Here is an 8,157-nt window from a genome sequence, read left to right as displayed (position 1 = left end):
CCCCCCCCCCCGTTCTTACTTCAGCCTTGCATTCGCAGCTTTTTAAGAATTAGTTCGAATGTAGCTTGGTGTTTCCTCTTGCTTGTAAACTGTTTTAGCGGAGTGAAAAAGACGGTAGCAAACGCGGCGAATAATAAATAGCCTGCGAAGCTCAAAATTTTAAAACTAGCAACGTATATTTCTTTTGCGGTTGCAAATTTGCGAAGCAAAAAGCGCACTGAAATTCAAACGCTTAAATTTTAAAATTTCAAACTCTCTTGTTCTAATAGTCGCAAATCCGAAATCTTTCGCCTAAATTTGGCGAAATTCGCGTCCAGCTCGCGTTTGCGCTTTAGGGCGATATCTATAAACTCGTCCTCTTTTTCGATACCTACGAATTTTAGTCCTAGTAAATTTGCAGCTACGCCGGTCGTCGCAGAGCCTGCAAAAGGATCACAAACGACGCTATTTTGAGTGCTCGCCATTAAAATTAACCGCACCAAAAGCGGTAGCGGTTTTTGCGTCGGATGCTTGCCGCACGCCTTCTCCCATGGCGCGATCGCGGGCAAGCTCCACACGTCGCGCATCTGCTTGTCGCCGTTTAGCTTTTTCATTAGCTCGTAGTTGAAAATATGCTTAAATTTCTCGCTTTTTCTTGCCCAGATGATCTGCTCCGAGCCGTGCGTGAGATAGCGGCAGCTAAAATTTGGCGGCGGATTGGTCTTCGCCCACGTGATGACGTTTAGGATTTTATAGTCCAGCTTTTGCAGCGCCCGACCGATTGAAAATATATTATGATACGTCCCGCTTATCATTACGCTGCCGTTATTCGTGAGTGCATCTTTGGCGAGCGCAAGCCATTCGAGATTAAATTTATCTATCTCATCGATGCCGTAGCTTTTGTCCCACTCGCCCTTGTTTACGCTTACGATTTGCCCGTTTTGAATACTAAGTCCGTCATTTGAGAGAAAGTAGGGCGGATCGGCAAAAATGAGGTCAAACTCGCCTTTAAATTTAGGCAAAATATTGAAGCAATCGCCTTTAAAAAGCTTAAAATCATCGGCTAACTTAAACATTTTTAAGCTCTTTTATAAAGTGATAAAGCGTGGCGAGATTATAAATTTTAACGCTTTTGTAGGCTTCTTCCAGTTTGTTTTTAGCCGCCAGCCACCCCTGTCCGTCGGTTATCCAGATAAATTTAAATCCGCCACAAAGCGCAATCTTTTGTGCTATTTCGATATAAGACCTTGCGACTTCATTTAGCTTCGAGCCGCCCGTGCTGTAAAAATTAGCTTCTATCAGATACGTTACGCCGCCCGCGGCTATAACGAAATCAAAAATCTTTTGATCGCTTCCTAAATTTAGAGCGAATTTTTTGCTACTAACTTCGGTTTGAAAGCCGATATTTTCACTCTTTTTAAGCAAAATAAAGAGTGCTTTGATACGCTAAATTTGCTCATTGCCGTTCGCGATAAAAATACGGACGTAGTCACGGCAAGCAGCGAAATAACGAAGCTTGAAACATATTTTGAAAGTCCCGAAAAAATTTACGAGTTTTGCAAAGAAACGGGACTAGATAAAATTTTTATGGACGCAAAGATAAAGAATTTGCACGATTACGTGTTTGGCGTGGAAGTCGGACTCGATACGAACGCGCGGAAAAATCGCGGGGGCGTAAATTTCTCTCGAACTATTTCAGAGTATTTTAAGAGTGAAAATATCGGTTTTCAAATCCTTTGAACCGAGTAAAAAATCAAGCGTGTGGAGCTTGATAGAAACGGCTTTTAGATTTTTGCCGCATTTTTCAAAGTCGGTAAAGTAGTCAAGGCTTGCATTTGTTTTTCTAAGTGAGCGTAAAAAGTCATCGAATTTCGTTAAATTTTGTTCCATAAAATCCCTAAATTTCGGTTTTAGGCTCGTCCGCGATCGTCGCTTTAAAGTCCGCGCAGACGAAGTTCTCTGCACTCAAAACGATCTCGCAATTTTCGTAAGCCGTCTGCGCGATCTTACACGCTTCTTCTTTATTTTTCGCTTTAATTACAACCTTTTTGGCCAAAATTTCGGCAATCTCTACTTCAAATTCTTTCATCAAATCCCCATTTTTACTTTCGCGCTCTCGCTTTCTAAGTCGTATTGTTTGGCGATACTTTCGTAGCTCGCAAATTTCACGCTACCGGCAATATCTTTGTATATCGACGCGCTTATCACGCTTTGAAACTGCCTCAACCTGCCCTCATCCGCAACGATAAACATTTTGGCGTTAAAGTCCTGAAGTTCGTAAAATTTATTGAGAGAATTTTTAAAGTCTGTCGAGTGCTCAACCTCGAAAAACGCGTAAGGTAGATTTCGCTCGTTAAACCAGATCGCATCGACGCTGCGCGCCTTATTTAGTATGCTCGGGTAGGCAAATTCGTAAATCGCCTTTAGCGAAGTAAGATCGTCCAGCTTTTTGCTTGCGACGAAGCTTTTATTTTTATCCTGTGGCGGCACGTAGGTTTGAAATTTGCGCAGGTTGCCGATCTCTACGATAAGACCTTGAAAATAGGAGTGAGTGAAGCTATCTCGCGGATTCGTGCCACTTTCAAACTCTTTTAAAATTTGCGTCTCAAGCGACTTTAAGCCCCAAAGACCCGGGCGAATCTTAAAAAACTCCGCATTTTCTTGCACGATACGCCGTATAGAAGCGAATGGCGTTTTCGTCGACCACGAACTAACGTCGGTCGCAGAATAAAGTTGCGATAGAGTCGCTGCACCGCCAAGCTCTATCATCGCCGCTATCACGAAATCTTTTTGTTTCATCTTTGCTTGTCCGTTTTTGTTGTCGCTAACGCTCGGATAAAATTTAACTTCATATTAAACAAGCCTTCGCTTCGGACGCAGACGAAATTCGCAGGCGGGACGGTTAAAATTTGCGGCGTCTGCTTTGGCGCGTAAAGCTGTCTAAACTCTTTTTTAAAGTCAAACATTTTATTCCTTTTGCGAGGTAAATTTCATAAAATTTTGCGCTAGAAGCGGAGCTGAATTTTAAACGGTCATAAAATTTTACAGCATTACGCGATCGCGCGTATGCGAAATTCTACGAAATTTTACGTTCGCCACATCGTTACAAGAAATCTTGCCGCAAGCACGTCAATATCCAGTTGCGCAATAAAATTTAACGCCGCTACAAATATTTTAAAATTTCGCCGAAGCGTGCGGCCAAAACGGCGCTTTAAATTTAGACTAGCGCGAGCTTCAGCACCTCTTCGATCCGATCTACCGGCGTTATTTTCAGATCGTTTTTGACCTCGTCCGGGATCTCCGCCAGGTCGCGCTCGTAGTTTTTGCGCGGGATCAAAACCTCGGCGATTTTGGCTTTGTGCGCAGCGATGAGCTTCTCCTTAAGCCCGCCGATCGGCAGCACCTTGCCGCTTAGCGTGATCTCGCCCGTCATCGCCAGATCGGCGCGCACCTTACGCTCGCTTAAAATCGACGCGATCGCCGTGCTCATCGTGATGCCCGCGCTCGGTCCGTCCTTGGGCGTCGCGCCCTCGGGCACGTGAATGTGAAGGTCGAATTTGTTATAAATCTGCTCTGAGCTTTCGGAATTCTCCTCCGCGCCTAAATTTCGCGCCGCCGAGCTTTTAGATGTCGCGCTGCCATTTGCGCGTAATGCGGAGTTTTTACCCGCACGTGAGGCTTTTTCTGCGCCCCCTTTCGCGTCTTGAGCCGCTTTGAGCTTGCCCTCGTCGATCAGCACCTTTACGACGCTAAAGGCGATCTGCGCGGATTCTTTCATCACGTCGCCGAGCTGGCCCGTGATCGTCATCGCGCCCTTGCCTTTGATCTTGACCGCTTCGATCTTGAGCACGTCGCCGCCTACCGCAGTCCACGCAAGCCCGTTTACGATGCCGATTTGATCGCACTTTTCGACCTCGTCGATCTCGAAAACCTTTTTATTTAGAAATTCGCTTAAATTTTTCGTCGTAACGATGATCTTTTTAAACTCTTTGTCTTTTAAAATTTTAACCGCGACCTTGCGGAAGATCGCTGCGATCTGGCGGCGCAAATTTCGCACGCCGCTTTCGCGCGTGTACTCTTCGATGATCTCGGCAAGGGCTGCGGGGTTGATCGCTACGTCGGCGGCTTTGAGCCCGTGGCGTTGCAGCTCCTGAGGGATCAGATAGTCTTTGGCGATCTGAAACTTCTCCTGCGGCGTGTATGAGCTAAGCTCGATAAACTCCATCCTATCGCGCAGCGGCGCGGGTATGAGAGATACGTCGTTTGCCGTGGCGATAAAGATAATCTTGCTAAGATCGATATTGAAATTTAGATAATAATCCCTAAAGCTCGAGTTTTGCTCCGGGTCTAAAATTTCAAGCAGAACCGCCGTCGGATCGCCCTTGTATGAGCTTGAAATTTTATCGATCTCATCAAGCACGATGACGGGGTTCATCTGATTTGCCTCGATGAGGCCCTGCACGATGCGGCCCGGCATCGCGCCGATATAGGTGCGGCGGTGTCCGCGTAGCTCGTTTACGTCCTCAAGCCCGCCCAAAGCGATGCGGATAAGTTTGCGCTTAAGCGCGGTCGCGATAGAGTTCGCAAGGCTCGTCTTGCCTACGCCGGGAGGGCCGTAGAAGCACAAGATCGCGCCGTCTCCCTTGCCGTCCCCCTTACTCTGCTTACCGTTTATGCCGCGAAGCTCCAAAAGCTGCTTTAGCGCAAAATACTCCTCGATGCGCGCCTTGGGCTTTTGCAGAGAGTGGTGGTCTTTATTTAGCTGCGCGGTGACGCCCTCGATGGACATCTTGTGTTTGGCGGTCTTTTCAAAAGGCACCTCCAAAACCCAGTCCAGATAGCTCTGCACGAGCCCCGCATCGGCGCTGTCCGGATGGAGGCGGGCAAATTTATCGATCTGCTTTTTGATCTCTTTGTAAGCATCCTCGCCCAAATAGGGCTTTTTGGCTTCCAGCTTTTTGCGGTACTCCTCGATCTCGACGTCGCGATCGGCATCGCCGCCGAGTTCTTTTTGGATCTGTTTGAGCTGCTCTTTTAAAAAATACTCTTTGTTCGTCTTGTCGATCTTGGAGTGGACCTTGCTTTTGATCTCTTTTTCAAGCCTCTGCGCTTCGATCTCGTCGGAGATGTAGTTGATGAGGTTGAAAAGGCGCTTTTGCAAGTTGCTCTCGGTAAAAAATGAGTAGGCTACCTGCTTTTTTAAGCGCAGTGCGCTTAAAATCAGATCGCAGACGCGCGCGGCGTCGGTGCCGTCATCGATGGTTTTTAGCAGATCGTTCGGGAAAAAATGCGTGAGCGTGCTAAGCGTCTTGGTTTTTTCCTTTAGCACGCTTACAAGCGCGTCTAATTTTTGATCGTTGCCGCGTTCGTCGTGGATGATATCGACGGTAGCGACCAATGGATCTTGCGAAATTTCTTTTACGATTTTGCCTTTTAGCGCGCCTTGGAATAAAATTTTAACCCGACCGTCGGGAAGCGGCACGGTTCTCATCACGGAGCCCACGACGCCTGCGTTGTAGATACCGCCGAAGCTTCTATCGCCGCTAAATTCCGACTTTGAGCTTACGACCATTATCATAGATTCGTTTTTAGCGGCTAGATCGAGAGCCTTTTTGTTATGCTCGTCGCCGATGAAAAGGGGCGCTATCATAAAGGGATATAAAAATAGCTCGTCCTCGACGATGATAGGTAGATCACTAGGAAAGGTTGTGTTTTGCATCAGTTGCATCGCTCCTCCTACTCAAAAATCGCGCGATACCAAGGCGAGCGCGGTTTGATGACGTCGGTGCCGTTTAACGGGGACTCTTCGATTCGCTGCTCGTAAATTTTGGCAGAACTTTCGCGGTCGGTGCGCTGGTAAAGGTCTTTGATGTCGATATTTAGCTGATGCTCTGCAAGCCTGAGCTTCGTTAGCATCGTCTCAAGTAGCGGACGATACTCGCTCTGCGGATATTCAGCTATAAATTTTCGAATTTCGTCGATGCTGTTTAGCATTAGCTTTTGGTTGCGATTTGGGCGGCTAAAGGAGTCGAAATTTGCTCTGATCTTTAGAAATCTCGCGTATTCGATCTTTTGTGTCGTGCCGTAGAGGCGGATGTATTCGTCTAGGTATTTGTTTGCTTTCTCGTAGTTTTCGTCCTCCACAAAAGCCCACGCCATAATGAGTGTCATCTCCTCAAGCAGCGGAGAGGCGATATGCTCGCTCGAAAAGCTAGTGTAATGCTTCTCGGCATCCTCCATGCTGGCGTTGTTTATATCTTCTAAAATTTTAGAATACCATGCCTCGGGGCTTAGGTTAAAAAGCTCGCCGTCGCCCTTGCCACTGCAGCCGCCGATAAACGCGATAAATAGGAGAGCAGATAGAATTTTACTTAGATTTGTCATAAAAAATCCTTGGAATTTATTTAGCTCGTAATTTTATAGTCTTTGAGTAAATGCAAGCTTAAATTCCGCGTTCAAATTTAAAAATGGAATTTCTTTAAAATTTTTTATGCGTTTGGGCTTAAAAATCTTTGTAAACCAAAAAAATTTACGCGATAAATTCTAAATTTAAGTTTAACAATAGTATAATTAGCGCCGATAACGCAGAGTAAGTTTGCGTTTCCGTAATTTCAAAATTTTAAAGAAAGGATGTAAGATGAAAAAAGGTTTTACTCTAATCGAGCTGATCTTTACCATCGTGATTTTAGCGATCACTACGATGGCGATCCCGCGTATCGTCGCGCAAACCACCGAGCTAAACGCCCTCGCGATCAAAGAGGAGCTCGTATATAACGCTAAAGCTTTTATGTCTCGTATATCTAAGGCGCAGTGGGATAGCGCATACGCAGGAGATGCTAGTTGCGGAGGTGATGCAAGCTGCATGAGGAGAATTCTAACGGTAAATCCGCCTTCTGATGGTGCCCCCGAGGTCAGACCAGGGATTTTAAATGAAGCTAGCAGGCGCGGAATTAGCGCTCAAGCTCCAGCTACAAAAAGACAATTCGGTAGAAATGGAATTTCTTTTGGTGGCGGTCGTTATAACGATATCGACGATTTTGATCGATTCACGACGAATATAACAGTCGGTAATTTGGTGGGCTCTAGCAGTAGAGGTGATTTTATCCTCAATACTAGGATTAATGTCGATGTAGATTATGTAGCAGAGCCTTTTAATGCTGCGCAGTATGCTACCGGTACCGATATAAGTGGTGTTCTTAGTGATCGGCCTAACGACGAGTCCGCTGCCCCTACTAATATAAAGATGGTTAGGGTTGCTGCTACGGATCTCAACGACGCCGTAGCTAAAGATGGTACCGCCAAATCAGTTGTTTTAAAAGCGTTTTTATCTAATATCGGCGTCGGCGTTCAGACAACCGTCACTAGACTACATAACTAATAGGAGCACGAGATGAAAAGAGGCTTTACCCTTATAGAGCTTGTGTTTGTTATCGTAGTGCTGGGGATCATCTCGATGTTTGGCGCTGATCTATACACCAAGATCTATAAATCTTACGTGCATGTACGTGCGGTAAATCAGCTGGAAGCCAGAACGCAAAATGCGATGATGCTAATCACAAATCGCTTGGAGGATAGAATAAAAAGCTCTACCATAGGCAGAGATCTTGCCGTAAATGATTTTGTGCCGATTAGCGGCCTTACTAATCCGAGATTTGATATATTAGAGTGGATCGGACAAAGCGTAGAGACGAGAAATATAAATCAGAGAACTCCAGGTTGGAGCGGCTTTATGTCAATGTCTCAACTCCGAGATAGCACATGGACGGCCGATGCGGATAATGCCGGATATATCGCAGATACTAGGGCTGCGTTTAATATGGTATCCTTGGGTAGTAATTTTCCGCAAGTAGCTAGGATAGTTGGAAATTTAAGGGCTACGGAATACGGTAAATCGTCTACTAATACTCAAGTCGCCGTTATCTTTAGGGTCGTTACGAATGATGCTTCACCTACTAGCGTAGATATAGGCTTCGGCTACGATAGAGAAGCTAAAGATGACGGTAGCAATCGTGTGTTAATCGCTGTAGGCACTCCTAGCAATGCGGGCAGTGGTAAGATACAAGGCGAAACTATCAGGATAAATCAGTATCCGCTCAATCCAAACAACGATAACTCGCAGGAATTCTCCGAGCAGTATTATATAGCTCATAGTGCCTACGCGATCGTTCCCGATCAAGT

Annotated in this window: 11 protein-coding genes; 3 read left to right on the top strand and 8 right to left on the bottom strand. The window is 45.9% G+C overall.

Features of this window, described 5'->3' with window-relative positions; translation table 11 throughout:
* Positions 1-239: 239 nt before the first annotated feature.
* The gene (locus tag Q0372_RS01100; protein WP_298101541.1) at positions 240-1,055 is read right to left on the bottom strand and encodes a DNA methyltransferase; all 816 of its coding nucleotides are present in this window, start codon (positions 1,053-1,055) and stop codon (positions 240-242) included.
* Positions 1,048-1,404, bottom strand: a complete 357-nt coding sequence (locus Q0372_RS01095; protein ID WP_298101540.1) for a DpnII family type II restriction endonuclease — start codon at positions 1,402-1,404, stop codon at positions 1,048-1,050. Before Q0372_RS01095 ends, Q0372_RS01100 begins: the two co-directional genes overlap by 8 nt.
* A 27-nt stretch (positions 1,405-1,431) precedes the next feature.
* Between Q0372_RS01095 and Q0372_RS01090 the strand changes: the two genes are divergently transcribed.
* Complete coding sequence (locus Q0372_RS01090) at positions 1,432-1,719, top strand: DpnII family type II restriction endonuclease (RefSeq protein ID WP_298101538.1); 288 nt, start codon at positions 1,432-1,434, stop codon at positions 1,717-1,719.
* Here Q0372_RS01090 and Q0372_RS01085 read toward each other — a convergent pair.
* The 6 genes from Q0372_RS01085 to bamD form a co-directional block, all read right to left on the bottom strand.
* Positions 1,675-1,869, bottom strand: coding sequence for a DpnII family type II restriction endonuclease (locus Q0372_RS01085; protein ID WP_298101536.1), 195 nt, complete (start codon positions 1,867-1,869; stop codon positions 1,675-1,677). The genes Q0372_RS01090 and Q0372_RS01085 overlap by 45 nt on opposite strands.
* A 7-nt stretch (positions 1,870-1,876) precedes the next feature.
* Entirely contained in the window at positions 1,877-2,068 is a 192-nt protein-coding gene (locus Q0372_RS01080) for a DpnD/PcfM family protein (protein ID WP_298101534.1), read from the bottom strand.
* The gene (locus Q0372_RS01075) at positions 2,068-2,778 is read right to left on the bottom strand and encodes a hypothetical protein (protein WP_297882682.1); all 711 of its coding nucleotides are present in this window, start codon (positions 2,776-2,778) and stop codon (positions 2,068-2,070) included. Before Q0372_RS01075 ends, Q0372_RS01080 begins: the two co-directional genes overlap by 1 nt.
* Positions 2,775-2,945, bottom strand: a complete 171-nt coding sequence (locus Q0372_RS01070; protein WP_298101532.1) for a hypothetical protein — start codon at positions 2,943-2,945, stop codon at positions 2,775-2,777. Before Q0372_RS01070 ends, Q0372_RS01075 begins: the two co-directional genes overlap by 4 nt.
* 251 nt (positions 2,946-3,196) lie before the next feature.
* Positions 3,197-5,707 carry an endopeptidase La gene (gene lon / locus Q0372_RS01065; protein WP_298101530.1) on the bottom strand — a complete coding sequence of 837 codons (2,511 nt, stop codon included), beginning with the start codon at positions 5,705-5,707 and terminating at the stop codon, positions 3,197-3,199.
* 8 nt (positions 5,708-5,715) lie between these two features.
* The gene (bamD, locus tag Q0372_RS01060) at positions 5,716-6,363 is read right to left on the bottom strand and encodes an outer membrane protein assembly factor BamD (RefSeq protein WP_295152470.1); all 648 of its coding nucleotides are present in this window, start codon (positions 6,361-6,363) and stop codon (positions 5,716-5,718) included.
* A 253-nt stretch (positions 6,364-6,616) separates the two neighbouring features.
* Between bamD and Q0372_RS01055 the strand changes: the two genes are divergently transcribed.
* On the top strand, positions 6,617-7,357 hold the full coding sequence (locus Q0372_RS01055; RefSeq protein ID WP_298101529.1) for a type II secretion system protein: 741 nt from the start codon (positions 6,617-6,619) through the stop codon (positions 7,355-7,357).
* Between the two features lie 12 nt (positions 7,358-7,369).
* A partial coding sequence (locus Q0372_RS01050) for a type II secretion system protein (RefSeq protein WP_298101528.1) occupies positions 7,370-8,157 on the top strand: 788 nt, incomplete at its 3' end.

Source organism: uncultured Campylobacter sp. (assembly GCF_937997405.1).
In the GTDB taxonomy this organism is placed as follows: Bacteria; Campylobacterota; Campylobacteria; order Campylobacterales; family Campylobacteraceae; genus Campylobacter_B.
The sequence above is the reverse complement of the archived record's forward strand: the minus strand, read 5'-3'. Positions and strand labels throughout refer to the sequence as shown.